Genomic DNA, 25,523 nt, shown 5'->3' on the forward strand with positions numbered 1-25,523 from the left:
CGCGTCAGACGACGTCGGTGTAGAGCACGACGGTGCCGCCCGCGGTACTGGCGGTGACGCCGCAGTTCAGCTTGTGGGCCGCGAGGTCCGGGGTGATCGTGAGCTGCGGGTTCGTGGCGCCCTCGACCGGGACGTAGAACTCGAAGCCGTTGGCGGGGTCGACCCGGTTGGAGTACCAAGCGTAGTCCACCTTGGCCGGTTCGCCGTTCGTCCACTTCGGAGCGTCACAGGTGAGCGTGTTGCCTGCGGCTTTGGTGCCGGTGATCGTCGGCTCGTGCTCAGTCATCGGCGCCAGCGGCGGCCTCGGCTGCGTCAGGAATTTCCGCGACGCGACCGCATCGGCGAACCCGTTTGCGGTCGGCTCACCGCACTGCTTGCCCGCGACCTCACCGGCGAAGCTGACGACGCCGACGAGCCGGCCGTCCTGAACCAGCGGGCCACCGCTGTCGCCGGGACAGACCGTGGCCGCGGCCTGCGTACACAGCACCGACGGGCCGTCGACCACGTCCGAGCTCCCGAACGACTGTCCACACGCCTGGTCGTCGATGACCTTGAGCTGCGCGTGCGCGAGCTGGTCACCGAGCGCGGGCAACGGATCCTTCGGGTCCGGAGTTTTGGTGAGCCCGTGCCCGTACACGTCCACAGTGGACCCCGGCTTCGGCGCCCGGGTGGCCACCGGCAACGTCGGGACGTCGAACACCGGACGCGCCAGCTTTATCACGGCGACGTCGTCGGCCGCACTGGCCTTCGAGTAATCCTCCGGCGCCAGCGGCGACGGGATCAGCCGAAACCCCGGGTCGATCGACCACCCGTCGATCGGCACGATCCGCCCGGGATCGGTCGACAGCGTCCCACCCCCGAGGTGCACCTCGAAATGCGTCGGGTCCACGTGGTCGAGGCAGTGCGCCGCCGTCGCCACCCGATCCGGCGCGATCAACGCCCCACCGCAGCTTTCCCGCTGCACCAGGGGCTCGTCGCCCTTGAACACGACCGTCGCCATCCACGGCGCCGCACCCTCGGGCGTGGGCTCACCACCGGACACCGCCATGGCGGGCGCCGCCACCACCGTGCCGGCCACCAGAACAGCCGCGGCCACGGTCACCATCCTGCGCATTCGGACCTCCTCATCGGTTGGTCCGAACGTACGAATCCCGGCCCACTCCGGACAACGCTCGCCGGAGTGATCACCACGTACGCCTTTCGGCTACGGGTATCGCGCCGATCGGCTACTTGTTCCAGATCACCGCGTCCCCGGACACACCGAAGGCCACCATTCGCGGAGAATGGTGGCCTTCAGCCTTACGAGAGAACTACTTGCGCGGAGCAGTCCGCCCCAGCAGCTGGTCCAGGTAGTCCAGCAGGTCGTAAGCCAGGTCCTGCAGCTTGTTCCCGGTCGACGGCCGGAACCGCACGATCTGCGGGTCGTGGTCGCTGGCCTGGTCGGCGAACTCGGCGTTGATGTGGACCACGTCGTAGTCCACGCCGCGAAGCGCCGGGGCGGCCAGGATGTGGTCCAGGACCTGCGACTGGCCCTCGAACACGTAGCTGTACCGCTCGGCGGCGGGCAGCGTCGAGATGAGGTCCTTCAGGCCGCCGGACGTCAGCTGGGCCAGCGCGGGCGAGAACTGGTAGTCGTTGAGGTCACCGGCCACCACCACGTTGGCGTTGCGGTCGGCCGAAAGCAGCTGGGACACGAACCCCTTCAGCACGATCGCCTGCTTCTGGCGCTGCACCTCGGAGCTGCGCACCGGCGGCTGGAACCGGCCGTGCGTCGGCTGGTCGCCGCCCTTCGAGTTGAAGTGGTTCGCGATCACGAACACCGTGCGGCCCTGGAAGACGAACTCGCCGGCCAGCGGCTTGCGGCTGTCGGTCCACGCGTCGTTCGTCGGGTCGACGCGGCCCGGGGACTGCGTCAGGTGCACCTTGCCGTGGTCCTTCACGACGCCCACCGAGGAGGTCGCGCTGCCACCCGGACGGTCCACGAAGGACACTCGCGCCGGGTTGAACAGGAAGCCCACGCGGATGTTGCCGCCCGGCTCGCCGCCGTCCTCGTCGTTGGTCGGGTCGATCTCGCGCCACTGGTAGTGCGGGCCGCCCGCCGCGACGATCGCGTCGGTGAACTTCTTGAGTGTCACGTCGGCGGTGACCACGCCGTCGTCGGTGGCGCCGTCGTTGTCCTGGATCTCCTCCAGGTTCACGACGTCCGGCGCGGCCAGGTTGTCGACGATGCCGTGCGCGAGCTGCGCGAACTTCGTGTCCGGGTCGGACGGCGCGAGGTTCTCGACGTTGTACGTCGCCACCGCGAGCTGGCCCGGCCGCTGGCGCGCCGTAACCTCCTTCTGCAGGTGGTTGTCCTTCACCGGACCCATCTGCGATGCGAAGAGCGTGTAGCCGCCGAAGCTGCTGTACTCGACCGGGCCGGAGGTCGTGCCGGTCAGCACGTCACCGGTGTTGACCTTCGGGAACGGCTGCTGGTCGAACGGGATGATCGACTGGACCTTCAGCACGCCCGTGTTGATCTTGTCGTAGCCCAGGTACACCGTGCCGCCGCGCGGCGTCGGGTTCTGCTGCGGCTTCGTCGTCACGTACAGCTCGTCGAAGTCGTTGCTGGGGCCGACCACGCGGGCGTCGGAGATGCTGATGATCTCGCTCTCGTGCGACTCCCAGAAGTCCAGCGCGTACTTCGCCGGCTCCAGCGGCAGCGCCTCGATGTTGCCGCCGGCGTTGGGTGCGAGCACGTCCGGGATCTGGTCGGGCGTGATCTTCGTGGGCGCGGGCACCGGGTTCCCGTGCGTGCCGACCGTCCACTGTGCACTGGACAGCTCGGTGAGCGACTGGTAGTTCGAGGTCGCCGGGGCGTCCGGGTAGAACTCCTTCACCGTGCCGGCCGCGGTCACCGCGTCGCCGACGGCCACGGCGGGCGTGGTCGAACCGGTGAACACGAACAGGCCCTCGCTGGTGCGCGGGTCGCTGTCGGGGTCGGGGTCGGTGAGCCAGAAGCCGCGCGACGAACCGAAGGTGCGCACGGCCGTGACGATGCCCGTGACGTCGCTGACCTTCTTGTCCTTGAACGGCGAGATCCGCGTGGTGCCCTGGATGTCGTGGATCTTCGCGGGGGTTCCCGGGTCGACCGGACCGGTGTCGCCGCCGCCGGCCGTCTCGCCCTTGGAGTTGGTGGGCGTCGGGTCGCCGACGGTGAAGTCGGCGCTGTTGTTGTCCGTGTCGGCCAGCGACGCGGCGCGCGCGGCCGAGGTCGTGTTCGACAGCGCGGCGGTCGGCGTACCCTCGCGGACCACGGCGTCACCGAAGCCGACGAGGTCCTTGACCTGCGGGTCGGCGGCGCAGTCGGCGGCGGTCTTGCAGGTCAGCGCGGTGGAGCCGCTGACGAGCGCGATCGTGCCGGCGGTGCCGGACATCGAGATGGTCCCGGTCGCGTCCGGGGTGGGCAGCGCGACGGTGCCGCCGGTGCCCTTCGACTCCTGGACGAGGTAGCGGCCGCCCGCGGCGACCGAGCCGGCGAGCTTCGTGACCTGCCACGTGCTCGACGCGCTGGCCGTGGCCGGCAGGTACTGCACGCTGAAGCCGTCGAGCGCGAGCGGCGCGCCGCCGCGGTTCGCGAGCTCCACGAAGTCGTTGGTGAGGGTGGCGCCGGCGTTGCCCCCGCCGCCGTAGACCTCGGCGATGACCGCGTCCGCGCTGGGTGTGGCGAGCGCGGCGGGAGCGCCGCTCACCACCAAGCCCGCGACGGCAGCGGCGGTCAGCACGCTCTTTCTTCGACCGGATATGGTCACCCTGAGTCCCCTTTGCATGAACGGTCGACGCATCGTCCCCCGAACAAGCGAAGGGTAGGAAGACTAAGAGGCAACGATTCGTAACGAGTTCGCGGAATTACCTCCGAGGGACGGGTTGACACAGTGATCTCTCTCGTACTCGGCGGAGACGTCAACGTGCAGGGGCGGACCGAGCCGAAAACGGCATTCCGGGCGCTGACTCCGTTGTTGAGCGGAGCCGACCTGCGTTTCGTCAACCTCGAGGGCCCGCTGTCGGGATCGATGGGCGACCACGGCGGTCTGGACATCCCGCACAAGCCGAATTGGCGCCATTCCGCACCCGAAATGGTCGAGGCGCTCACCGCCGCCGGCATCGACGTGGTGTCGGTGGCCAACAACGTGACGTACCCGCCGCCGGCCATGATCGCGAGCCTGGCGGTGCTGGAGAAGGCCGGGATCGCGTACTGCGGCGGCGGTCCGAACCTCACCGCCGCGCACACGCCGGCCGTGATCGAGCGGGCCGACCGCCGCGTCGCCTTCCTCGCGTTCACGTCGCTGTGCTGGCCGGTCGGCCAAGAGGCGAAGGCCGATTCGGCGGGCGTCGCGGTCGCCGGCGCGTACACCTCCTACCAGCCGGACCCGCGAGTGCTCGACGTGCCGGGCCGGCCACCGATCGTCCACACCACCCCGGTGCCCGCGGACCTGGAACGCCTGGTCGCCGACGTCCACCGCGCCCGCGCGACGGCCGACCACGTGATCGTGTCGATGCACTGGGGACTGCCGGGCGAGGAGCTCACCGAGTACCAGATCGCCTACGCCCACGCGATCATCGACGCGGGCGCCGACCTCGTGGTGGGCCACGGGCCGCACAGCATCCAGGCCGTGGAGGTCTACCGCGGCCGCCCGATCCTCTACAGCCTCGGCAACCTCGTGTTCGACTGGCCCGCGATGCGCGGCCGCCACGTCGACGGACTGCTCGCCGGGTGCCTGCTCGGCGACCGGCCGCGGCTCGAGCTCATTCCGGTGCGCCGCGGCGAGGACAACGAGTGCGTGCCCCTGGCCGGCGAGGCGGCGGCGCAGGTGCTGCGGCACGTGGCCGAGCTGTCGGCGCGGCGGTCCACAAAGGTGGCCGTGGGAGCCGGGATCGGCACCGTCGAAGGGTTTCTCGCGCCGAAGCGCTGAGGGCGTTTCCCCAGGTCGTCACCCGGACGGCCCATCTGCCTTAAATGCAGGTCAAGCTTTGGCGCGGTGCGTTTGCGACGGAGGTACCTTTACTCGCGAGCCCACGAGAAAGTGGCCCAGACCACTTCCCGGGAGCTCACGGGTCGCACACCGCGGGGGGAGGCGACACGATCACATGGGGGTTGATCGTGTTCGGCTTGCGCGGTTTCGCGCCCCGCTGAGGAACGCCGCGGACGCGGGATCTTCCGCTTCGCTCGCGACCGCGGCGTCCTCGAGAAAGTTTGCCCCGGGGGTTCGTGGGTGGTGCGGCGGCGGCTTGGCGGCCGCACCACCTACGAGCGGTACTTGCCGATGAGGGTCTTGGCGCCCGACAGTGCAGCGCGTCCGGCGCCCTTCGCGCTGGCCGCGAGGAACGTCGTCCAGTCGAAGTAGTCGCGCCACAGCACGATCCGGCCGTTCTCGACCTCGAAGGTGCCGCACACCCAGAACTCCGCCGCGAACGAGCCGCGGCGCAGCACGTCGGTGCGTTCGGTGAGCACGATGTTGCCGTCGGCGGCGATGTGGTGCGTGCGTGCTTCGAACCCGGTGCCGAACCGGGTCAGCGTGCGCAGCTGCTTCTCCACGGCCGTGAGCCCGCGGGCGGGCGGGAGCGGCACGTTCTGGTAGGTGATGTCGACAGCGACGTGGCTCAGCGCCCGTTCGACGTCCATGTCTTCGAGAGCCTGCAGGAACGCGGTGACCACGGCCTTGGGTTCGCTCATACGACCAGGCTAGGCCCAAATGGCCGGTCGCCGACGATCGCGACGCGTTCGGCCACCCGGTTGTGGGGGTGGTAGTCGTTCACGGCGTAGTGCTGGGTCGCGCGGTTGTCCCAGAACGCCACGGCGTCGCGGGTCCAGCGGAAGCGCACCTGGTACTCGGGCGTGTGGGCCTGGAGGAACAGGAAGCGGAGCAGGCGGTCGCTCTCGGGTTTGTCGAGGCCCACGACGTGGGTGGTGAAGGCCTGGTTCACGAACAGCGTCCGCCGGCCCGTCTCGGGGTGGACGCGGACGATCGGGTGCTCGACGGGCGGGAAGCGGTCCTGGTGGGCGGCCAGCAGGTCCGGGTCGGTGAAGCGTTCGAAGCCGGGGACGAAGTCGTGGACGGCGGTCAGGCCGTCGATGCGTTCGCGCACGTCGGCGGGCAGGTTGTCGTAGGCGGCGGCCATGTCGGCCCACATCGTGTCGCCGCCGATCGGCGGGACCTCCACCAGCCGGAGGACGGAGCCGAGCGCGGGTGCGGGGCGCCAGGTGACGTCGGTGTGCCAGATGTTCTCGTAACCCGGCATGCCCGCGGTGCGGGTGAAGCGGACGACCTCGTCGTTGTCGCCTTGCGGGATGAAAGGGTTGGTTTCCAACGCGCCCCAGTGGGAAGCGAACACGCGCTGTTGTTCCGACGTCATTTTCTGTTCGCGGAAGAACAGCACCTTCCACTCCAGCAACGCGCGGTTCAGCTCTTCGCGAACCCGGGGGGTCAATGACGCTCCGAGGTCGACGCCCTCGATTTCGGCCCCGATCACCCGACCGAGGGGGCGGAGGGTGAACAGCTCGTAGGGGCGTTCTTCAACCCCTTCGGGCAGCCGGCGCAGCACGCGCGGGCCTTCGAGGATGCCGTCGGCGGGGGTGGCCGACGAGCGCAGCAGGTCGATCGACATCAAGCCCTCCGCGTGGTCGAATCGGCTTGGTTGAGCGGAGTTCGGCCGATCGGGGTGGCTCGCCGCGGCGACCGGCGCGCGGCTGTGCCGGCACCGGACGGGCGGCCGGGCCGGCGGCGCGGGCGGGTGGCTGGCATGGGCGCGATGATCGTCAGCGCTGCCGAGCGGGGTCAAGGCTCTTCACGATGTGAAACTGTCCTACGCCCGGCCGAGTGACCACACAGGACGTGATGAGGTTAGATCTCCCCCTACAGGGTGACGAGGTGGGGGCCTGGCCACCTTGAACTGTTTTGTTCCGGGAAGGGGAGGTCCCATGGCGAGCTCGACGAGCGAGCGGCTGCGCGCCGCGGCCGACGCGCTGGACAAGGCCGCGGCCGACGCCGACCAGGCGGCCGGCCGGTTCGCCGAGGCGCGTCTGGAGTCGACGCCGTTCGGCATCTCCGCGCCCGCGCGCGAGCTGGCCGCGCGCTGGGAGGCCGCGCTGGCCGCGCGCGACGTCGACGCCCGCGTCCTCGGCGACGCGACGTCCGACCTCGCCGGCCGCCTGCGCATGGCCGCGGGCGGGCACGCGGAGAAGATCCGCCCCGCGGTGGCGACGGCGCTGTTCACCTGATGCCGTTCCTGCACCCGGCCCTGGAGAAAGCCGCCGCGACCCTCGAGCCGCTGCGGAAGGCCGGCGCGCGCCTGGGCGCGCCGGACCCCGTGGCCGCGCTGCAGCAGATCGACTGCTCGCCTCCCGCCATCCGCGATTCGGCCCGCACCTTGTCCACCGGCCGCGACGTCCTGGTCACCGCGCGGCTCGCCTTCGAAAGCGGCGCCCACCGCGCGGAACGCCGCTGGGGCGGCGAGCCCGCCGCGCGGTTCCGCACCCGCGCCGACGAGCTCGACGTGCACTACCGGCAGGCCGCCGAAGCCGCCGCCCGCACCGCCGCCGTCGGCCTGGACCTGGCCGACCTCCTGGACCGCCTCGCCACCGAGACGGCCGCCCAGGTCATCTGCGTCGCCGGCTCCGCCGCCGCGTCCGCCGTCGCCGTCCTGGCCGGCGACCGCTCGACCGAGGCGGTGCAACCAGTACTCGACGCCTGCGCCGCCGTCGCGCGCGCCGTCGAAACGGGCGTCTCGACGATCATGGAGACCATCTCGTTCCTGGAACCCTTCGGCACCCCAGTCCTACCCTTCGACTGACGCACCCGGCTCCCGGCGCCGCCGCCCCACAGCCTTGCCCTCCGGCACCGAGGCCCCTGGATTCCAGCCGCGCCCGCCAGCAACCCCGCGCCCCACAACAGCGGACCCTGGGGTTCCAACGGCGCCCACCGTCAAAGCCACGCTCTGCAACTGCGACCCCTGGATTCCAGCGACGCCACCCAGCAAAACCGCCCCCCAACGGCGGTGCCAGGGGCTCCAGCGACGCCCGCCGTCAAAGCCGCGCCCCTGCAACTGCGACCCCCTGGATTCCAGCGACGCCCGCCAGCAAAATCGCGCCCCCCAACGGCGGTGCCAGGGGTCCCAGCGACGCCCGCCGTCAAAGCCGCGTCCAGCAACTGAGGTGCCCAGAATTCCAGCGAACCCGACCAGCCCGTGCCCCGAAAACGAACGCCCCCGCTCGGCTGTCCGGACACGGGGTCAACCTCAACGCCACCGGAGTTGTCTTTCAAAGACGATCACCCACCCCCGTGACCAACTCACCAGTCGCAACCACCACCGGGGGTCCGGGGGCAACGCCCTCCGGGCGGGGCCTGGGGGTTGCACCCCCAGAAAACACAGCGAGCGAGGCACATCAACGCTTTCCGTTGACATACCTCGCCCACTCGCGAGCGGTGGCGGTGGGATTTGAACCCACGGACGGGATTAACCGTCACACGATTTCGAGTCGTGCTCCTTCGGCCGCTCGGACACGCCACCGCCGAGAACAATACCGGAGGCCGAAGGCAGGGCGTCGGCGGGGTGGCGGCGGGTGGCGAAGTACGTCTCGAGCAGCGCGGCGCACTCGGTGGCCAGCACACCGCCGTGGACTTCGGGGCGGTGGTTGAGCCGGCGGTCGCGCACGACGTCCCAGAGGGAGGACACGGCGCCGGTCTTGGGTTCCCACGCGCCGAAGACCAGGCGGGAGATGCGGGCGAGCACGAGGGCGCCGGCGCACATCGTGCAGGGTTCCAACGTGACGGCGAGCGTGCAGCCCTCCAGGCGCCAGCCGTCGCCGTGGACGCGGGCGGCCGCGCGCAGGGCGAGGATTTCCGCGTGGGCGGTGGGGTCGCCGAGCTCGACGCGGGCGTTGCGGGCCGCGGCGAGAGGCCTTCCGTCAGGGCCGAACACCACGGCGCCGATGGGCACATCGGCGCCTGGACCGCGCGCGGCTTCGAGCGCCGCCTGCACGGCTTCGGTGTCGGCCGGGCGTCTCAGAGCTCGTCCAGCAGTTTCGAGAACTCGGCCGCGAAGCCGCAGCGCTGCGCGATCATCTGGAGCTGCTCGTCGGGGTAGAGATCCACCTCTCCGACGATAACTTCAAGCTCGCCGCCCGGCAGTCCGAGATCGGCGAGGATGTCGAGGTCGCCTTCGGGCCAGACGGCGTCGTCGTCCTCGTCGGGCGGGTCGACGCGCAGCACGTCGAGCACGTCGGCGGCGATGTCGTAGTCGAGCGCCGCCGCGGCGTCCGACAGCAGCAGCGACGGGCCTCGCGGGCTGGGCCGCACGATCACGAAGAACTCGTCGTCCACCGCCAGTAGCCCGAACGCCGCGCCGGTCGAGCGGAGTTTCCCCAGCTCGGTGATCGCCGCGTCGAGCTCCGTGAGCGCCGCGGGATCGAGCGCACTGCACCGCCACCGACCGTCTTCTCGGACCACTGCCATCGCGAAGCCCGTGACCGGCTCTTGCACCGCCATGCGCACACCGTATTCCGCCGCCGATGCGAGCGCACGCACGGTGCACCCGAAGCGTCCGTGGTGCCACTATCGAGCCATGACCGGACCCACCGACCTGCCGACTCTCCCGGACACCCGCTTCGACGGGCTGCTCGACGCCGCGCGGGAGCTGCAGGACCGCACCGTCGCGTTGCGCCGCGCCCTGCACCGCCGTCCGGAGCAGGGGCTCCAGCTGCCGCGGACGCAGGAAGCGATCCGTTCGGCCCTGGCCGACCTGCCGCTTTCCGTGACCGAAGGCCGCGCCACGACGTCGCTCACCGCCGTGCTGCGCGGCGCGCACCCGGGCCCGGCCGTGCTGCTGCGCGGCGACATGGACGCGCTGCCGCTGCACGAGGACACCGGCCTCGAGTTCTCGTCCGAGGTCGACGACTCCATGCACGCCTGCGGGCACGACACCCACGTCGCCATGCTCGCCTCCGCCGCCCGCCTGCTGGCCTCGCGCGCGGATTCGCTGGCCGGCTCCGTGGTCTTCATGTTCCAGCCCGGCGAGGAGGGCCACCACGGCGCGCGCTTCATGATCCACGAGGGCGTGCTCGACGCCGCCGGCCCGCGCGTCTCGCGCGCCTTCGGCCTCCACGCCATGGCCAACGTGCCCACCGGCCTCCTCCAGGTCCGCGGCGGCGCGATGATGGCGTCCGCCGACACCTTCCGCGTCGAGGTCACCGGCCGCGGCGGCCACGGCTCCGCCCCTCAGGAAGCCATCGACCCCGTCCCCGCGGCGGCCGCGATGGTCGGCGCCCTGCAGACGATGGTCACCCGCCGCATCGGCGTCTTCGACCCCGCCGTGATCTCCGTGACCCGCATCGAAGCCGGCACGACCACCAACATCATCCCCGAGACGGCCGTGCTCGAAGGGACCATCCGCACCCTGTCGGAAGCCACGCGCGCCGTCGTCCGCACCGAGCTTCCTCGCGTCTGCGAGTCCATCGGCGCGGCCCACGGCTGCCGCGTCCTGGCCGACATCGAGCCGGGCTACCCGCCCACCGTCAACGACCCCGGGGTGGCCACCGAGGTCCTGGCCCTGGGCGCGACGGTGCTGGGCTCGGAAAACGTCCAGGAGATCCCCCACCCGATCATGGGGGCGGAGGACTTTTCGTATGTACTGCAACGTGTTCCGGGGGCATTCGCGTTCCTCGGCGCCTGCCCGCCGGGACTGTCTCCCTCGGACGCTCCGGCGAACCACTCGAACCGGGTGGTCTTCGACGAAGCCGCGATGCCTGCTGGGGTGGCGATGTATGCGGCGTTCGCGCTGAACGCCTTGCGGGGCTAAGGGGTTGATGCGAGGGGACCATTCGCGCATTTCGCCAGGCGAACGGAGCGCTGGTGCCGCTTCATGCGCGCGAACGGTCCCCTCGCTCCGGTCACTGGCGGCGCGAGGGGACCACTCGCGCCGCAGAGACAATCACGAAACGACCGCTCGCTCCGCAACTGCGACACGAGCGGTCCCCTCGTGCGATCACGACGGCACGAGCGGTCCAGTCGCATCGCGGTCGACGCGCGAACAGACCGGTCGCACCCTCAAGCCGCGCACGAAAGACCCCTCGCACAGCCAGGACGGTGTGGGTGGACCACTCGCGGCGGCGTGGCGAGCACGAAACGACCACCACTCGCCCCGCTATCGCGGACACGAGCGGTCCCTTCGCTCGCACTCGGCGCGCCGTGACAGGTCCGCTGGCGCTCAAACGGCGGCGCGAAAGGTCCTCTCGTATCGCAGTCGGACCCTCAAGCCGAGCACGAACGGTCCAGTCGCGTCGCGGTCGGTGCGCGAGTGGACCGGTCACCCCCTCAGGCTGTGCGCGAAAGGTCCAGTCGCGGCGCGATCGGTGCGCGAAAGGGCCGGTCGTGCCGTCGGGCGCGGCCAGAGGTCCAGTCGCGCACGGATGCGGCGCGCCGGGGGACCATTCGCCCAGCGAACGGTCCCCCCGCGCAGCCGGGTCAGGCCGTCCGGCTTGGTTGGCCGTTCTCCAGGTGGCCGGCGAAGCGCCGGTGCCACTCCGGGTGGCCGACGAGGGACAGGCGCAGGTCGTACCAGCCGGAATTGTCGGCGAGAGCGTCGACGGAAAGTGTGTGCGAACCGTGCGGGCCTACGACGAAACCGGGGCGGCCCTTGACTGTCAAAGTCGCCGATCGGGACAGCGAATTGGTCACCTTAACCACAAAAACCGGGTGCGCCGCCGACCCCGAAATGGCGGCCGAGACCTCCACCCCGGCCGTAGAAGAATCGCCGGAAGCCTCCACGACAAATCCATTCGGCCCGTGGACAGCAACGTCATAAGAACCAGAAAACGCAATCTTCCCAGCAGCCGAACCACCACCGGAAACGTCGAACCGCTGCGAAACCCCACCAGCGTGATAAGCGTAAGAAGCCAGCTGCAAACCGGCGGCCCCGTGGTTCGACGCCTGCAGAGCCAGCGACCCCGCGCCCACCGAAAGAGAAGCGACCGGCTGATACGGCAACGCCCGCGCCGGAGCCGTGCCGCGTTCCTGTTCCGGCATCGACTGCTGGCCCGTCAGCGGGGGCGCCGGCTTGGGCAGCTTCGTCTGCGTCCGGTCCGCCTCGGCGCGCAACGCCGTGGCGTCCGGCAGCACCGGAATCGAAACGTCCTTGCGCGAGAAGTCGAAGCAGCTCGTCAGGTTACCGCAGATCTCGCGGCGCCACGCGGAGATGTTGGGCTCGCGCACCCCCGTCCACGTCTCCAGGAACCGCAGCACGGACGTGTGGTCGAACACCTGCGAGTTCACGAACCCGCCACGGCTCCACGGCGAGATCACCGTCATCGGCACGCGCGGCCCGAGGCCGATCGGCGCCAGTGCGCCCGTGCCGACGCCGCCGGGGCCCGACGGCTGGTTCACCGGCAGCAGCTCACCCGGCGTCCCGGCCGGGGCGCACGGCGGCACGACGTGGTCGAAGAACCCGTCGTTCTCGTCGTAGTTGATCAGGACCACAGTGGACTCCCACAGCTTCGGGTTGTCCCACAAGGCCTTCAGCACGCGCTGGGTGTAAGCCGCACCGTCGACGGGCCGCGCGGCCGGGTGTTCGCAGTACGCGTAGGGCGCCACCACCCACGACACCGCCGGCAACGTGCCCGCCTTGCAGTCCGCCACGAACTGCTGCAGCACGTGGTCGACGTTCTTGCCCTGCCCCGAATCCGCCTTCCACTGCGCGCGCAGGCTGGCCCGCTCGGCGAGCTGGCGCTTCTTCGGGTCCGACGACGCCAGCGCGTCGTGGTACTGCTGGAACAGCCACAGTGGATTGTCGCCGTAGTCGCCGACGTAGCCGTCCGCGCCGTCGCCGACCTCGTCGTTCGCGTAGACCTGCCAGGAGATGCCGGCGGCCTGCAGGCGTTCGGGGTAGGTCGTCCAGCGGTAGACGGGCTTGTAGTCGTCCGGGTTCCACGTGGCGGGGCCGCCGAGCTCGCCGTCCGGGTCGATCATGCCCGTCCAGTGGTAGAGGCGGTTGGGCGTGGTCGGGCCCTGCAGTGAGCAGAAGTAGTTGTCGCACAAGGTGAACGCGCTCGCGAGCGCGCGGTGGAACGGCAGGTCGTCGCGGTTGAAGTAGCTCATGGTCATCTCGGTCTTGGCCGGGACCCACGCGTCGTAGGCGCCGTTGGCCCACGCCTGGTGCGTCGTGGCCCAGTCGTGCGCGAGGTCGCCGAGGTCCTGGCCGTCGACGAGCGCGGTGTCGACGTGGAACGGCAGCAGCCGGCCGCCGTCGGTGCGCTGGGCGTCGGGCTGGCGGAACACGTCGCGCACGGCCGCGGTGTCGCCGAAGCCGCGGACGCCGGCCGCCGTGCCGTAGTAGTGGTCGAACGACCGGTTCTCCTGCATGAGCACCACGACGTGCTCGACGTCGTCGAGGCTGCCGCGCCGCCGGGGGCCCGCGGCCGCCTCGGCGAACGCGCCGCCGAGACCCGCCGCCGCGCCTGCCATGCCGGCCGCCGCCGCGCCGCCGAGCACCGAGCGACGGCTCAGCCGCCCTTCCGCCTGCCCCATCCGTACCTCCTCGTCCGGAATGTGCGTGACGGAGATCCACATCACGCGCGGCAAGCAGCCTTCCCCAGGTCACGGCGCACGACAAGCAGCCGAATGTGAACCGCGGCTGAACACGGTGGCAATTAAACAACAGTGTTGATTTAATATCGGACATGACGACCGAAACCGAGCTCATCCAGGAGCTCCTCGAACAGGAGAGCCGGCTGGTGTTCCCCCGGTTCGACAACGAGACCGCCCTCGCGCTCGGCCAGCACCTGCTCGCCGCCGCGCGCGAACGCGCCCTGCCCGTCACCGTCTCCGTGCGCAGAAACGGACAGCGGTTGTTCCACGCCGCACTCCCGGGAACATCGGCCGACAACGACGCCTGGATCGATCGCAAGAGCCGCGTCGTCGACCGCTACGGGCACAGCTCGTTCCTCGTGGGCACGCAGTTCCGCGCGAAGGGCAGCAGCTTCGAGGCCGACTCCCGCCTCGACCCCGATCTCTACGCAGCCCACGGCGGCGTCTTCCCGGTGCTGGTCAAGGACGTCGGGCCGGTCGGCACGGTCGGCGTCTCGGGCCTGCCGCAGGCCGAGGACCACGCGTTCGTGGTCGAGCAGCTCGCGGCATTCCTCGCCGGCTGAAAATCTCCGCACAAAAACTGGTAGCCCACGCACAAGAAGTTGTCGATTCGGCGCATCCCTCGTTCGACGGTTCACCACAGACCCGACGAACGAGGGAGACGACCGATGGGCAAGCTGACCGTCACGGCGTTCCTGACCCTGGACGGCGTGGTGCGCGGACCGGGTCACGTCGACGCGCAGATGGACGCGGCCCTGGCCCGCTGGCGACGCCGAGCGTCGGCGTTCCTGCAGGTCAGGGACGTCGCCGACTACAGCCCGAGCTCCGGTGACCTGCCGCGGCACGTCGTCACCGGCGACCTCGCCACCGAGGTCCGCCGGCTCAAGGCCCGCTACGACGGCGAGCTGCAGCTGCACGCCAGCGGCAGCCTCGTGGCCGAGCTCGACGACCTCGTCGACGAGTACCGCCTGCTCGTCTTCCCCGTCGTCCTCGGCGAAGGCCACCCGCTCTTCCCCGCCGGCGCCCACCCGCTCGCCCTGCGCCCGCTGTCCACCAGCGCGACGAGTACCGGCGTCGTCATCCAGGAGTACGCGGCCGCGGGCGCCCCGACGTTCGGGTCGATGGCATGACCACGCTCACCGCCACCACCTTCGTCTCCCTCGACGGCGTCGTGCAGGGCCCGGGCACGCCCACCGAGGACCCGCGGGGCGGCTTCGACCTCGGCGGCTGGCTCACGCCGTACTACGACGCGGTGATGGCCGAGTACACCGCCGACTGGTTCTCGCGCGCCGACGCATTCCTGCTCGGGCGCCGCACGTACGAGATCCTCGCGGGCTACTGGCCCACCGTCGGCGGCTCCGACCCGATCGCGGGACCGCTCAACTCACTGCCGAAGTACGTCGCCTCGCGCACGCTCACGCGTTCGTCGTGGCAGGGCACCGCGTTTCTGCGCGGCGACGTCGTGCGGGCGGTGACCGAGCTCAAGGCCGAGCCCGGACGCGAGCTGCAGGTGCACGGCAGCAGCGATCTGCTCCGGACGCTGCTGGCGGCCGGCCTGGTGGACGAGCACCGCGTGTGGGTGTTCCCGGTGGTGTTGGGAAAGGGACAACGGCTGTTCCCGCCGGGAACACCGCGGCAGTCACTGCGGCTCGTCGAACATCGCACGACGGGCAAGGGCGTCTCCGTGCAGGTCTACCGACCCGAAGATCAGGACGCCTGACCCAGCTCACCGTGCTACCCTCTGCGCCGACACATCATATATCAGATCGGACACACCAGTGGCGTTCGAAGTGCAGAAACGGCGGTTGGCTGGCGTCGTCGCGATCCCCGTGACGCCGTTCAACGGGAGCGGCGGAGTCGAGGCGGAGACGTACGGCCGGCTCGTCGAGCGGCTGGTGACCGGCGGCGTCGAGGTGGTCACGCCCAACGGCAACACCGGCGAGTTCTACGCGCTCGACGAGCACGAGACCCGGCTGTGTGTCGAGGTCACGGTGAAGGCTGCGCGGGAGGCGAGCGTGCTGGCGGGCGTCGGGCACGACGTGCGCACGGCCGTGAAGGCGGCCCGGCACGCGCGCGACACCGGTGCCGACCTGGTGATGATCCACCAGCCGGTGCACCCGTACGTCTCGCGCGAGGGCTGGGTCGAGTACCACCGCGCGATCGCGTCGGCCGTGCCGGAGGTCGGCGTGGTGCTGTACGTGCGCAACCCGGAAATCGGCGGCGAAGAGCTCGCGCGCCTGGCCGACGCGGCGCCGAATGTGATCGGTGTGAAGTACGCGGTGTCAGATCCTGTGCGTTTTGCAACAGTTTCACGTGACGCCGGTCTCGAACGGTTCGTGTGGATCGCGGGGCTGGCCGAGCTTTCGGCGCCGGGCTATTTCGCCGTCGGCGCGCAGGGGTTCACGTCGGGGCTGGTGAACGTCGCGCCGCGCATCTCGCTCGACCTGTTCGCCCGGCTGCGCGAGCGCGATTTCCCCGGTGCCATGCGGTTGTGGGAACTGATCCGGCCGTTCGAACAGATGCGCGCGGCCGAGCACAACGCCAACAACGTGAGCGTCGTCAAGGACGCGTTGTCACAACTCGGCCTCTGCCGGCCCGACGTGCGCCCGCCGAGCCGGCTGCTGACCGCGGCCGAGCGCGAGCGGATTTTCGGCCTGCTCTCGTCGTGGGGACTTTCGTAAAGTTTCTCGACACCTGTGGGCAATTGCCTTTGCCAGCCAAGGGTGAGAAGGTGGGTGCAGGCTGCGGTGCCACCGCGGCCAGGCCCCAGCGCCCTTCTCCCGGACTGGACCCGGACCCGTCGTGGCCGGAAACCGTCGCTGGACAAGCGATTCGCCTGAACCAGAGCGGTGCTGGCATGACTTCGTCCTCAACTTTCGACACCACAGAACCGTCCACCGGAAGTGATTTCGCCGAACTTTCCCGGCTCGTCAAGGCGGCCGGCCTGCTGAAACGCCGCCGTATCGCCTACGGAATCCGCATCGGCCTCAACCTCGCCGCCTTCGCCGGCGGCTGGGTGGCGTTCGCGTTTCTCGGCGACTCCTGGTGGCAGCTTTTCCTCGCCGCGTTTTTCGCGATGATGTTCGCGCAGCTGGCCTTCATCGGCCACGACGCCGGCCACAAGCAGATCTTCTCCAGCCGCAAGGCCAACGACGCCACCGGACTCGTCCACGGTGGACTCACCGGGCTCAGCTACGGCTGGTGGATCGCCACCCACAACCGTCACCACGCCAACCCGAACCACGAGGACGAGGACCCGGACGTCGACATCGCCGCGCTCGCGTTCTCGCGGGCGCAGAGCCACGACAAGCGAGGTTTCCTGCGCTGGGTCGCGAAGTACCAGGCGTTCCTGTTCTTCCCGCTGCTGCTGCTCGAAGGCCTCAACTTGCACGTGGCGAGCGTTCGCGCGGTATGGGCAGGTGACATGCGCCGCCACAAACTCGAGTCGACGCTGCTGATCGGGCACCTGGTGGCGTACCTCGCCGCGGTGTTCATCGTGTTGTCACCCCTGACGGGTCTGGTGTTCATCGTCGTACACCAGTTCCTGTGGGGTTTGTACATGGGATGTTCGTTCGCTCCCAACCACAAGGGCATGGAAATGCTCACCACGGGCCACAAGCTCGACTTCCTGCGCAAGCAGGTGCTGACGTCGCGCAACATCCGCGGCGGCGTCGTCGTCGACTTCGCCCTCGGCGGCCTCAACTACCAGATCGAGCACCACCTCTTCCCGAGCATGGCCCGCGGAAACCTCAAGCACGCGCAGGTGATCGTGCGCGAGTTCTGCGCCCGCCACGGGATTTCCTACGCCCAGTGCGGCTGGGCGCGCTCCTACGGCTACGTGCTCGAACACCTCCACTCCGTCGGCGCTCCCCTGCGCGAGCGCACGCCGGAGCCGGCCACGTCATGACCGCCGCCGAACACGACACGCCGACCGAGGTCCGGCCCGAGACGTCCTGCCCCAGCTGCCCGCACCCGCTCGAGGAGCACGACGTGATCGCCCGCAGGTACTGCGCCGCGACCGCCGCCGGCCACACCGAGCGCGGTTGCGTCTGCGGCGCCGCGAAAAAAGCCCAACACCGAGGACGATGATGACCGCCACTGCCCTGCCGCCGAGCCGTTACGAAACGCGGGTCGAGCGTGTGAAGAAGATCGTGCTGGACAACACCAAGCTCTCTGAGGAAAAGGCTCGTGAGCTGGCCGTGCAGATGGTGCACGCGCTGGACACGGTTCCGGAGAAGATGCGCTGACCTGACCCATCCCGGCGTCGGCACCGCGACGAGATCGCGGTGCCGCGCAGGGAGATCTCGTGCCCTGAGCGGGGTCAATCGATCAATGTTTGCGGGAAATCGAACAGCTCGAACACCGCCGGTGCGAATGTTGTCACTTCGGCGACATTGCCCCGGGCGATTCGCAACACGTTGAGCCCGAACGCCCGGAACTCGCCGTCGATCCGGACGTAGGTCGCGAGCGCCGGGAGGCCGTTGGCTCGCGTTGCCAGCACGCGGAAAGCCACGGCGTCCGGCCCGCGCAGCGCCGGCGCCCAGCCTTCGAGCACGGTCTCCCGGCCCGCGTACCAAGTGGGCTCCGCGCCGACGTGCCCGCCGGCGCCCGCGGCGTGACTGCAGCGGACGTCTTCGCGCAGCAGCGACGCGAAGGCCGCCTCGTCGTGATCCACCAGCGCCGCCATGTACCGGGCCACCACCGCGCGTTCCTCCCCGCTGCCCTCAGCCGACCAGTCCGTTCGCCGCTCCGGCAGGTGCTCCTTCAGCGCCGCCCGTGCCTGCAGCACCGCGGTGTTGATCGACGCCGGCGTCGTCTCCAGCGCGGCCGCCGTCTCGCGGGCCGACCAGCCGAGGACGTCACGCAGCACCACCGCCGCACGACGGCGGGGGGACAGGTGCTGGATCGCCGCGAGGAAGGCCAGCTCAACGGTCTCGCGCGCGACCACCTCGCCGAGCACGTCGTCGGGCACCGGCTGCAACCACGGCACGGCGACGTCCGGGCGCGGCGCCAGATCGGACCCGCCGGTCGCCGGCAGGTCCAGCACCGGCAGCTCACGCGGGTGCGCGGCGAGGTGATCCAGGCACGCGTTCGTCGCGATGCGGTACAGCCACGCGCGCAGGCTCGCTCGGCCGTCGTAGGTGCCGCGGCCACGCCAAGCGCGCAGCAGTGTCTCCTGCACCAAGTCCTCGGCCTCGTCGTAAGAACCCAGCAGCCGGTAGCAGTGCACCCGCAGCTCGTGGCGGTGCGTCTCGGTTTCGGCGCGAAGTCCGTCATCTCTTCAACCATGTCCCATGAGACGGGACGCGACGGGAAAAATCGACTCTTCGCAGGTCAAACGGAATGTGGCCGAAGTTACTCGCGTGTTAAGAACGTGTCAGCGCGGCCGGGCGGAGCGTCAGGGTGGTGTTCACGGTTGGGGCGAATCGAACACCGCCGCAGTGTGCTGACGGTGTCCGAATTCGCACATCGCCCGGAGGTCACCGTGACACTCAGCGAGCTCCTCCCCAGCCTCGGTTGTGAGGCCGCCGACCATCTCGAGCCGGGGCTCTGGCCGCGCAGCACCTGCCTCGGCGAAGGCGGTGAGCTGATCTTCGCGGGTGCTCCGGTGAGCCACCTGGCCAACCGGTTCGGGACCCCGGCGTACCTCATCGACGAGGCCCAGGTGCGCGACACCGCACGCGCCTACCGCCGCGCCCTGCCGGAGGCCGAAGTGGCCTTCGCGAGCAAGGCGCTGTGTACCCGCGCCGTGCTGCGCTGGGTGGCCGAGGAAGGCCTGTCGCTCGACACCTGTTCGGCGGGCGAGCTCGCCGTCGCGCGGTCCGTCGGCTTCCCCGCCGAGCGGATCCTGTTGCACGGCAACGCGAAAACCCCCGAAGACCTCAAGGCCGCGCTGGAGTACGGCGTGCGCCGCATCGTCCTCGACTCGCTCGACGAGATCGAGCAGCTCGGCGCACTGGCCCACGGCGCGCAGCAGGTGATGATCCGCGTGACGCCCGGCGTCTCCGGCGACACCCACGCGGCGATCACGACCGGCACCGAAGGCCAGAAGTTCGGCTTCTCGCTGCGCCCGGACGTCCGCGACAACGTGGACCGCGCCGTCGCCGCCGTGCTCGCGCAGCCCGGGCTCAGGCTGGTCGGGCTCCACTGCCACATCGGCTCGCAGGTCGCCCGCGTCGACCGCTACGAAGAGGCCGCGCGGCGCATGGTGGAGGTGCTGGTGCGCGTGCGCGACCAGTACGGCATCACCCTGCGCGAGCTGGACCTCGGCGGCGGCCACGCCGTGCCGTACCTCGACCGCGAAGCGAGCTTCGACCTCGAAGGCTACGCCCGCCGGCTGCGGGTGGCGCTGGGGTACGAATGCTCGTCGCACGACTTTCCCTTGCCCCGCTTGACGATCGAGCCCGGTCGCGCGATCGTCGGCCCCGCCGGGATCACGGTGTACCGGGTGTGCGCGGTGAAGCGCGGCAGCCGCACGTTCGTCGCCGTCGACGGCGGCATGAGCGACAACGCGCGCCCCGCCCTCTACGGCGCCCGCTACACCGCGCGGCTCGTCGGGCGGCACACCAAGGCCGCGCGCACGCCGATGACCGTGGTCGGCCGTCACTGCGAGTCGGGTGACGTGCTGGCCGACGATGTCTGCCTACCCGACGACGTCCACGCCGGCGACCTGCTGGCCGTGCCGTGCACCGGCGCGTACCACCACTCGCTGGCGTCGAACTACAACCTCGTGGGCCGCCCGCCGCTCATCGGCGTGCGCGACGGCTTCGCGAAGCTGCTCGTGCCGCGCGAAACCGAAGAAGACCTGCTTCGGCGCTGCTGAGCCTTGCCGGTTGCTGGCCTAGTTGTGATGTCCAGGGAGGTTGGTCAGCCGGGTGATCGGTGGGTGGCCTCCGATGGCGCTGTGGGGTCGGTGGTGATTGTAGAAGTGGAGCCAGGCTGGTAGGGCGGCTCGACGGTCGGCTTCTGACTTGTAGAAGTGGGCGTAGGCCCAGCCGTCGGCCAGGGTGCGGTGGAATCTTTCGATCTTCCCGTTGGTTTGCGGGCGGTAGGGCCGTGTCCGCTTGTGGGTGAGGCCAAGAGCGGTGCAGGTGTCGCGCCACGCGAACGAGCGGTAGGCCGAGCCGTTGTCGGAGAGCACTCGCTCGGTGGTGACGCCGCGGTCGGCGAACCAGGTAACGGCCCGGTGCAGGACGCTGATGGCGGTCGCGGCGGTCTCGTCCGCGCAGATCTCGGCGTAGGCGACCCGGGAATGGTCGTCGATGACGGTGTGCAGGTAGGCGGTGCCGAGTTTGGGTCCGTGGTGCCTGTCGCGTTCTCCGGTGCGGTAAGCGGTCTGCGTGCGGTTGCGCTTGCCCTGCCGTTTGCCGACGTAACGCCAGCCGCCGCCGTCGGGAATGTTGCCGAACTTGGTCACGTCGACGTGGATCAGTGAGCCGGGGCGGTCGTGCTCATAGCGACGCAACGGTTCTCCGGTGACCCGGTCGATGCGGGCAAGCCGGTTGATCCGGCACCGGGTCAGAACCGCATGCACGGTGGAAGCGGGCATACCCAGCCGGCCACCGATCTGCACGGGCCCCAACCGCTGCCGCCACCGCAACCCTACGATCCGGCGCACGAGCTGCTCAGGTGTTGCAGCCGGGCTGCGGTGTGGCCGGGAGCTGCGGTCGGCCATACCCGCCTGACCCTCGGCGCGATACCGCGCGGCCCACTTGCCGGCCGTGCGCGGCGCGACCATGAACATTCTCGCCGCAGTAGTCGCGGTCCAGCCCTCTTCGACAATCAACCGAGCAAGACGCAACCGGGCCCGCGGGGTCAACGCAGCATTAGGGTGGGACACGAAGGCCTCCCGTTGGTGAAGCGGTTCCTCAACAGCTCCACTTCACAACCGGAGGCCTTCGCCTGTCTGCACGACAGGCCGACCCCACCCCAACCGAGAACAACGTCCCCGGACATCACACCTAGCCCCAGGTCAGCAACCGGTAGCGCAGCCCCGTCGACGACTCCAGCCACTCGCCGGTCGAGTCCGGCGGCCGGCCGACCTCGGGCGCGTACGTGTCGCCCTCGAAGTGCTCCTGGATCTCCGTGACCACGATCCGGTCCGCGAACGGCAGCGCCGCCCGGTACACGGCCTCGCCGCCCATCACCCACACGTCGCCGGACACCGCGGCGAACGCCTGCGCCAGGTCGGGGAACGTCTCCACGCCTTCCTGCGGCGTGCTCGACAGCACGAGGTTGCGCCGCCCCGGCAACGGCCGGAACCGCGGCGGCAGCGACTCCCACGTCCGGCGGCCCATGAGCACGGCCGCGCCCGTGGTCGTCTCGCGGAAGTGCTTCTGGTCCTCCGGCAGCCGCCACGGCAGTTCGTTGTCGCGGCCGATGACCCCGTTGGCGGCCTGCGCCCAGATCAGGCCGATCACACCGCCACCGGGGCCTTGATGCCGGGATGGGGGTCGTAGCCGTCGATCACGATGTCGTCGTAGGTGTAGTCGAACAGGCTGTCCGCCGGCTTCAGGCTCAGCGTCGGGAACTCCCGGGCCTCGCGCGAGAGCTGCGTGCGGACCTGGTCGACGTGGTTGTCGTAGATGTGGCAGTCGCCGCCGGTCCACACGAAATCGCCGACGCGCAGGCCGACCTGCTCGGCGATCATGTGGGTGAGCAGGGCGTAGCTGGCGATGTTGAACGGCACACCGAGGAACAGATCGGCGCTGCGCTGGTAGAGCTGGCAGGACAGCTCGCCGTCGGCGACGTAGAACTGGAAGAACGCGTGGCACGGCGGCAGCGCCATGCGCGGGATGTCGGCGACGTTCCACGCGGACACGATCATGCGCCGCGAGTCGGGATTCTCCCGCAGCGTGGTCAGGAGCTCGGCGAGCTGGTCGACGTGGCCGCCGTCCGGGGTCGGCCACGAGCGCCACTGGACGCCGTAGACCGGGCCGAGGTCACCTTCGGCGGACGCCCACTCGTCCCAGATCGTGACGCCGTTGTCCTGCAGCCAGCGCACGTTGGAGTCGCCGCGCAGGAACCACAGCAGCTCGTAGGCGATCGAGCGGAAGTGCACCTTTTTGGTCGTGACCAGCGGGAAGCCGTCGGCCAGCCGGTAGCGCAGCTGGTGCCCGAAGATCGACCGCGTGCCGGTGCCGGTGCGGTCCTGCTTGACCGCGCCTGCGTCGAGCACGTGGCGGAGCAGGTCTTCGTACTGAGTGTCCGGCATGCCCACCAGCCTAAATCAGGCCTCGATCGACTCGCCGTCACGCGGCACCGAACCGCGGGGCAGACTCCGGCCGGCGAAGAATTCACGGCACACCCGGCTCACGGCGAACATCAGCGGGATCCCGATCAGGATCGACACGACCCCGATCACCGCGACGCCGCCGATGCCGAAGACGGTGGTCTCACCTGCGTCCGGCTTCGCGTATTCGATCACCGCCAGCACCAGCACGGCCAGGAAGAACAACCCGCCGACGAACGGCAGCACCCCGCGCAGGAGGAAGTGGCGCAGGCTGGCCAGCAGCGTTTTGCGGAACACCCAGACGCACGCCAGCGCCGTCATCGTGTACTCGATCGCGATGGTGAGGCCGACGGCGTCGACCGAGTCCGAGAGCACGTTGTCGCTCCACACCGCGAGCAGCACGTAGAGCACGAGCGAGACGAGGCCGAACGTCCAGGTGGAGACCGACGGCGTCTGGTACTTCGGGTGCACGCGGCCGAAGACCTTGGGCAGCGCGCCGTGGCTGGCCATCGACAGCGTGGTGCGCGCGGCGGGCATGATCGTCGCCTGGCTGGTGGCGGCGCCGCTGGTGAGGACGGAGACGATGAGCAACAGGCCCATCACCTTGCCGAGCCCGGAGTCACCGAACACCGCGCCGCCGAGGCCGGCCAGCACGTCTTCGGAGTTGGCCTCGTTACCCAGGCCGATGCCGCCCTCCCCGACGCCGGCGAACGCGAGCGCGGCGACCGTGACGAGCAGATAGTTGAGCACCAGCAGCACGGTCGAGAGCACGGCGGCGCGGCCGGGCGCGCGGCGCGGATCGGCCGACTCCTCGTTGACCGACAGCGAGCTTTCCCAGCCCCAGTAGATGAACACGGCCAGCAGCACCGCCGAGACCGCCGTGCCGAGGCCGACGCCGTTGGGCCACAGCCAGCTCCACTGCGGGTGGCTCGCCTGCGGCCCGGCGCTGCCGTCGTAGACGCGGACGAGGGCGACGATCGAGAAGACGACGAGCACAGCGAGCTCGATGCCCAGCAGGATCCACTGGGCGCGTGCGGACACCTCGATGCCGCGGTAGCACAGGTAGCAGAGGGCGAGCAGCCACGCGCAGCCGATGGCGGTGGTCACGGCGCGGTTGTCCGCCAGGCTGTCGGCGCCCAGCAGGAGCAGTGTGTAGCGGCCGGTGAGCGCCGACTGGCTGCTCATCACCAGCAGCTGCGCGACCGTGACCACCCAGCCCGTCATCCAGCCCGCGCGGCTGCCGAACGCGCGCGTCGCCCAGGTGAAGTTGGTGCCGCAGTCGGGCTCGGCCGTGTTGAGCTCGCGGAACGCGACGGCCACGAAGAGGACGGGGATGAACGACAGCAGGATGAACGCGGCGGCCTTGAAGCCGGCGCCCGCGAGCACGATGAACCCGAGGGTCGCGGCGATCGAGTACGCCGGGGCCGTCGACGACATTCCGATCACCATCGCGGACACCATGCCCAGAGCCCCTGTCCGGAGTCCTTTGGCCGGCACGGAAGGGGCGGGGTGGGCGCCGAGCGCGACGGCTTCGGACATGGCCGGTCCTCCTTATGGGGGTGGGATTCGGTCGGAGCCGCTGCGTTTCGCTAGGCCTTCCGGGTCTTTCCGGGGCTCTCACGGCCGCCAGACGGTACCGGTTTGGAGCCCAGACCCGGCACCCCGTGTGCGCCGGCGCACATCCGCGCGCCGAAAACATCACCTCAACGGCGCCTTGACCACTGATTTCGGCGTCGCTGTCGACCCATCCGGCGAATCGCGTGAATCCCGAAACCGACTCCTGTTCGGGCGCGGGGGCAGATACGCTGCGCGCCTAAGGAATCACATGCCGAAACACAGGGAGGGACGGCATGGGTGACGGAAACCGTACGAAGGTCGAGGAGCAACGCACACCGAAGGCGTTGGACGGCACCGACAGAACCTTGATCGCCCTACTCCAGAGCGACGGTCGCGCCTCGTTCACCGCACTGGCCAAAGCAGTCGGACTCTCCGAGGGCGCCGTGCGCCAGCGCGTCCAACGCCTGCTTCGCGACGACATGATGCAGATAGTCGCCGTGACGGCCCCCGAAAACGTCGATCTGACCCGCCAGGCCATGATCGGCATCACCGTAAGCGGCGACCCGCGCGAGGTCGCCAACCGCCTGTCGGACCTTGCCGACGTCCACCAGGTCGTCCTCTGCGCCGGCCGCTTCGACCTCCTGGCCTCACTGATCTGCCGCGACGACGACCACCTGCTGGCCGTCCTGGGAGACCAGGTGCGCCCCATCCCCGGGGTGACCTCCACGGAGCTGTTCGTGTACCTGAAGCTGGCCAAGCAGAACTACGCGTGGGGCAACCTGACCGTCTGAGGTTGCCGGTGTTTCTCGGGTGAGGCCGGGTCCCCGCCTCATTTCCGGGCTGCTGGGCCGCTGTGCCAGGGGTTTTGGCGAGGCGCCGCTGACTGTCTCGCTTTCGCTGTGTGCGCGGCTGGTTTCCTTTGTTTGCAGCCCTTCCCCCTCACCACACACAGCCCTGCCCTCCCGGCATACCGTGTGCGAACGCAGCATCACCCGATCGACGCCACTCGGGGATGTGCTCGGCTACCCGATTTGCTTGTCGTACGCCACCCGCGCGTTCGTCATCGTGCGCCACACACCCGGCGCGCCGGCGGACAACGCCACCCACACCGCGCTCAG

The 25,523-nt window shown here is 69.9% G+C and carries 23 protein-coding genes, 1 tRNA gene and 2 pseudogenes; 13 read left to right on the plus strand and 13 right to left on the minus strand.

What is annotated here, in order from left to right; genetic code table 11:
• Positions 1-4 precede the first annotated feature (4 nt).
• Positions 5-1,114 carry a S1 family peptidase gene (locus ACQPXB_RS47285; protein ID WP_432848572.1) on the minus strand — a complete coding sequence of 370 codons (1,110 nt, stop codon included), beginning with the start codon at positions 1,112-1,114 and terminating at the stop codon, positions 5-7.
• Positions 1,115-1,310: 196 nt separating this feature from the next.
• Positions 1,311-3,809 (minus strand): endonuclease/exonuclease/phosphatase family protein, encoded by a 2,499-nt coding sequence (locus ACQPXB_RS47290; RefSeq protein WP_432848574.1) that lies wholly within the window; start codon positions 3,807-3,809, stop codon positions 1,311-1,313.
• 105 nt (positions 3,810-3,914) lie between these two features.
• On the opposite strand from ACQPXB_RS47290, the gene ACQPXB_RS47295 reads away from it, so the two are divergent.
• Complete coding sequence (locus ACQPXB_RS47295; protein ID WP_432848576.1) at positions 3,915-4,952, plus strand: CapA family protein; 1,038 nt, start codon at positions 3,915-3,917, stop codon at positions 4,950-4,952.
• 332 nt (positions 4,953-5,284) lie between these two features.
• Here the strand turns inward: ACQPXB_RS47295 and ACQPXB_RS47300 are convergent, their stop codons facing one another.
• The gene (locus tag ACQPXB_RS47300) at positions 5,285-5,713 is read right to left on the minus strand and encodes a limonene-1,2-epoxide hydrolase family protein (RefSeq protein WP_366584078.1); all 429 of its coding nucleotides are present in this window, start codon (positions 5,711-5,713) and stop codon (positions 5,285-5,287) included.
• Positions 5,710-6,645, minus strand: a complete 936-nt coding sequence (locus ACQPXB_RS47305; RefSeq protein ID WP_386944564.1) for a TauD/TfdA dioxygenase family protein — start codon at positions 6,643-6,645, stop codon at positions 5,710-5,712. Before ACQPXB_RS47305 ends, ACQPXB_RS47300 begins: the two co-directional genes overlap by 4 nt.
• 313 nt (positions 6,646-6,958) lie before the next feature.
• Here ACQPXB_RS47305 and ACQPXB_RS47310 point away from each other — a divergent pair, with 313 nt between their 5' ends.
• Together ACQPXB_RS47310 and ACQPXB_RS47315 are read left to right on the plus strand one after the other, a co-directional pair.
• Complete coding sequence (locus ACQPXB_RS47310; protein WP_285971760.1) at positions 6,959-7,258, plus strand: hypothetical protein; 300 nt, start codon at positions 6,959-6,961, stop codon at positions 7,256-7,258.
• Positions 7,258-7,830: a hypothetical protein gene (locus ACQPXB_RS47315; protein WP_366584080.1), complete on the plus strand. Its 573-nt coding sequence runs from the start codon at positions 7,258-7,260 to the stop codon at positions 7,828-7,830. Before ACQPXB_RS47310 ends, ACQPXB_RS47315 begins: the two co-directional genes overlap by 1 nt.
• 630 nt (positions 7,831-8,460) lie before the next feature.
• On the opposite strand, the gene ACQPXB_RS47320 is transcribed toward ACQPXB_RS47315, so the two are convergent.
• From ACQPXB_RS47320 to ACQPXB_RS47330, 3 genes and pseudogenes are all read right to left on the minus strand, one after another.
• A tRNA-Ser gene (locus tag ACQPXB_RS47320) sits at positions 8,461-8,547 on the minus strand.
• A gap of 45 nt (positions 8,548-8,592) precedes the next feature.
• A pseudogene (locus ACQPXB_RS47325) lies at positions 8,593-9,018 on the minus strand (nucleoside deaminase); the annotation flags it as partial.
• A gap of 23 nt (positions 9,019-9,041) precedes the next feature.
• Complete coding sequence (locus ACQPXB_RS47330) at positions 9,042-9,524, minus strand: tRNA adenosine deaminase-associated protein (RefSeq protein WP_354864834.1); 483 nt, start codon at positions 9,522-9,524, stop codon at positions 9,042-9,044.
• 76 nt (positions 9,525-9,600) lie between these two features.
• On the opposite strand from ACQPXB_RS47330, the gene ACQPXB_RS47335 reads away from it, so the two are divergent.
• On the plus strand, positions 9,601-10,833 hold the full coding sequence (locus ACQPXB_RS47335; protein WP_432848580.1) for a M20 metallopeptidase family protein: 1,233 nt from the start codon (positions 9,601-9,603) through the stop codon (positions 10,831-10,833).
• A gap of 665 nt (positions 10,834-11,498) precedes the next feature.
• On the opposite strand, the gene ACQPXB_RS47340 is transcribed toward ACQPXB_RS47335, so the two are convergent.
• Positions 11,499-13,556, minus strand: a complete 2,058-nt coding sequence (locus ACQPXB_RS47340; protein WP_432848582.1) for a phosphocholine-specific phospholipase C — start codon at positions 13,554-13,556, stop codon at positions 11,499-11,501.
• Between the two features lie 152 nt (positions 13,557-13,708).
• On the opposite strand from ACQPXB_RS47340, the gene ACQPXB_RS47345 reads away from it, so the two are divergent.
• From ACQPXB_RS47345 to ACQPXB_RS47375, 7 genes are all read left to right on the plus strand, one after another.
• Positions 13,709-14,179 carry a heme-degrading domain-containing protein gene (locus ACQPXB_RS47345; RefSeq protein ID WP_366584083.1) on the plus strand — a complete coding sequence of 157 codons (471 nt, stop codon included), beginning with the start codon at positions 13,709-13,711 and terminating at the stop codon, positions 14,177-14,179.
• Between the two features lie 105 nt (positions 14,180-14,284).
• Positions 14,285-14,746 carry a dihydrofolate reductase family protein gene (locus tag ACQPXB_RS47350; RefSeq protein WP_432848584.1) on the plus strand — a complete coding sequence of 154 codons (462 nt, stop codon included), beginning with the start codon at positions 14,285-14,287 and terminating at the stop codon, positions 14,744-14,746.
• Positions 14,743-15,336, plus strand: coding sequence for a dihydrofolate reductase family protein (locus tag ACQPXB_RS47355; RefSeq protein WP_432848586.1), 594 nt, complete (start codon positions 14,743-14,745; stop codon positions 15,334-15,336). The genes ACQPXB_RS47350 and ACQPXB_RS47355 overlap by 4 nt, the downstream gene beginning before the upstream one ends.
• Positions 15,337-15,394: 58 nt before the next feature.
• Positions 15,395-16,297: a dihydrodipicolinate synthase family protein gene (locus ACQPXB_RS47360; protein ID WP_386944485.1), complete on the plus strand. Its 903-nt coding sequence runs from the start codon at positions 15,395-15,397 to the stop codon at positions 16,295-16,297.
• A gap of 176 nt (positions 16,298-16,473) precedes the next feature.
• Positions 16,474-17,523, plus strand: coding sequence for a fatty acid desaturase family protein (locus tag ACQPXB_RS47365; protein ID WP_366584087.1), 1,050 nt, complete (start codon positions 16,474-16,476; stop codon positions 17,521-17,523).
• Complete coding sequence (locus ACQPXB_RS47370) at positions 17,520-17,705, plus strand: RGCVC family protein (protein ID WP_366584088.1); 186 nt, start codon at positions 17,520-17,522, stop codon at positions 17,703-17,705. The genes ACQPXB_RS47365 and ACQPXB_RS47370 overlap by 4 nt, the downstream gene beginning before the upstream one ends.
• On the plus strand, positions 17,705-17,863 hold the full coding sequence (locus tag ACQPXB_RS47375) for a DUF6307 family protein (RefSeq protein WP_366584089.1): 159 nt from the start codon (positions 17,705-17,707) through the stop codon (positions 17,861-17,863). The genes ACQPXB_RS47370 and ACQPXB_RS47375 overlap by 1 nt, the downstream gene beginning before the upstream one ends.
• Before the next feature lie 74 nt (positions 17,864-17,937).
• Here ACQPXB_RS47375 and ACQPXB_RS47380 read toward each other — a convergent pair.
• A pseudogene (locus ACQPXB_RS47380) lies at positions 17,938-18,879 on the minus strand (RNA polymerase subunit sigma-70); the annotation flags it as partial.
• Between the two features lie 222 nt (positions 18,880-19,101).
• Here ACQPXB_RS47380 and lysA point away from each other — a divergent pair.
• Positions 19,102-20,439 carry a diaminopimelate decarboxylase gene (lysA, locus tag ACQPXB_RS47385; RefSeq protein ID WP_432848589.1) on the plus strand — a complete coding sequence of 446 codons (1,338 nt, stop codon included), beginning with the start codon at positions 19,102-19,104 and terminating at the stop codon, positions 20,437-20,439.
• An 18-nt stretch (positions 20,440-20,457) separates the two neighbouring features.
• Here the strand turns inward: lysA and ACQPXB_RS47390 are convergent, their stop codons facing one another.
• The 4 genes from ACQPXB_RS47390 to ACQPXB_RS47405 all read right to left on the minus strand — a co-directional run bounded on the left by ACQPXB_RS47390 (position 20,458) and on the right by ACQPXB_RS47405 (position 24,387).
• Positions 20,458-21,456 (minus strand): IS481 family transposase, encoded by a 999-nt coding sequence (locus ACQPXB_RS47390; RefSeq protein ID WP_432848563.1) that lies wholly within the window; start codon positions 21,454-21,456, stop codon positions 20,458-20,460.
• 121 nt (positions 21,457-21,577) lie between these two features.
• Positions 21,578-22,036 (minus strand): dihydrofolate reductase, encoded by a 459-nt coding sequence (locus tag ACQPXB_RS47395; RefSeq protein WP_366589734.1) that lies wholly within the window; start codon positions 22,034-22,036, stop codon positions 21,578-21,580.
• On the minus strand, positions 22,033-22,830 hold the full coding sequence (locus ACQPXB_RS47400) for a thymidylate synthase (protein WP_386944477.1): 798 nt from the start codon (positions 22,828-22,830) through the stop codon (positions 22,033-22,035). The genes ACQPXB_RS47395 and ACQPXB_RS47400 overlap by 4 nt, the downstream gene beginning before the upstream one ends.
• Positions 22,831-22,845: 15 nt before the next feature.
• Positions 22,846-24,387: an APC family permease gene (locus tag ACQPXB_RS47405; protein ID WP_432848592.1), complete on the minus strand. Its 1,542-nt coding sequence runs from the start codon at positions 24,385-24,387 to the stop codon at positions 22,846-22,848.
• Between the two features lie 311 nt (positions 24,388-24,698).
• On the opposite strand from ACQPXB_RS47405, the gene ACQPXB_RS47410 reads away from it, so the two are divergent.
• Entirely contained in the window at positions 24,699-25,196 is a 498-nt protein-coding gene (locus ACQPXB_RS47410; RefSeq protein ID WP_366589742.1) for an Lrp/AsnC family transcriptional regulator, read from the plus strand.
• Positions 25,197-25,523: the final 327 nt, after the last annotated feature.

Source organism: Amycolatopsis sp. CA-161197, assembly GCF_050942255.1.
In the GTDB taxonomy this organism is placed as follows: Bacteria; Actinomycetota; Actinomycetes; order Mycobacteriales; family Pseudonocardiaceae; genus Amycolatopsis.